Consider the following 1,247-nt stretch of genomic DNA (forward strand, 5'->3'; position numbering starts at 1 on the left):
TAAGAAATAAATGTTAAAAAATAAGAATATACGAAAAAACAACGATGCCAGTTTTTAAACTGGTATCGTTGTTTAACTTTTAGGACCTTTTTTTATGCCAATAAAAGCAGGGAGAAAGTGGGGAGATTTTTTAAAACAATATTGTTTTTTAGACCATAGTATAGCCATTGAAAATAAAAGGCTAGGTGGCATTTCCTCCCTAGGGGTATTATGGGGGATATTATATATATAAACCAAAAGAGTGGGGAGGAATAAGGGAGAAAGTGAAATGTAATCAAGGTAGTATTTCACTTTCTCACTTATTCCATTTCCAGACTTTACTTGAAACATAATTATAAAAATGTTAATATTGGGATGTTAATAAATAGAAAAATATATAAAACATGGGGGTTAATATGAAAAAAAGTAAGTTAACAGCTTTAATACTAACACTTTGTTTAGTTGTGGGAATTGCATTTCCGTCAATTACTGCAAAAGCTTATGAAAACACTACTACAACAACAATTCAAACTTGTACAATTGATTATGCTTTCGACTCTAACTCTATTGTAGAAAGTAAAGGGGTTAAAGGTAAAATTGGAAAAGCTGCATTAAAGGCTGCTGCTAAGACTTTACGTTCTTCTGGCTTAAAAAGCGTATTAAATGGGCTAAAATATGTAGGTTTCAGCACATCAACTGTAAATAATATAACTAGATACTCTTATCAAGTAGCAGATGTTTTAGACGATTTAGCAGGTTATTCTTATGTTATTAAACAAACTATATATGATAAAATTGCTGGAGCATTAGGCGGTGGCACTGTTGCAAATGATGTTGCATGGTGGGTGGCTACACTTATAGATTGGGGATTATTATAATTGAGTAATTTAGATAAAGATACAATGGAAAAAAGATTATGTGAATTAGAAAACAAACAAAAAATGTTATTTATAGGAGTATGCAGAGCATTAGAAAAGCTAGGAGTACAACAAGACGATAACTTAGAATTATTTTGTTTATCTAGATTCACGTATGAAGAATTTGAAACATTTAAGAATTTTTTAGTAGAAAGTTCTATTAGGCTCCATAATGAAAATTTAAACAAAAGTCAATTTGTTGAAAATTATAATTCTATTTTTTCAGATAAGAAATCTTTATTAGCTGAATTAATGGATGTAGTTGATAAATCGGGCGAGTTTGAAAATATAAGAAACTTATTTTTTGATAAAAAATAGTGAGATTTAGAGGGTATCAATTGATACCCTCTA

General features: G+C 29.5%; 2 protein-coding genes. Both read left to right on the plus strand.

The genetic code is table 11. From position 1 onward, the window contains the following. Positions 1-395 precede the first annotated feature (395 nt). The gene (locus BM384_RS17125) at positions 396-857 is read left to right on the plus strand and encodes a hypothetical protein (RefSeq protein ID WP_090015489.1); all 462 of its coding nucleotides are present in this window, start codon (positions 396-398) and stop codon (positions 855-857) included. Continuing rightward, a complete protein-coding gene (locus tag BM384_RS17130) occupies positions 858-1,214 on the plus strand; it encodes a hypothetical protein (protein WP_090015491.1) in 357 nt (118 codons plus the stop codon). The last annotated feature ends 33 nt before the right edge of the window (positions 1,215-1,247 follow it).

Source organism: Clostridium sp. DSM 8431, assembly GCF_900116755.1.
Classification (GTDB): domain Bacteria; phylum Bacillota; class Clostridia; order Clostridiales; family Clostridiaceae; genus Clostridium.

Coding starts and splice junctions, on each gene's coding strand:
- BM384_RS17125 (WP_090015489.1), top strand. CDS start 396: ATGAAAAAAAGTAAGTTAACAGCTTTAATACTAACACTTTGTTTAGTT.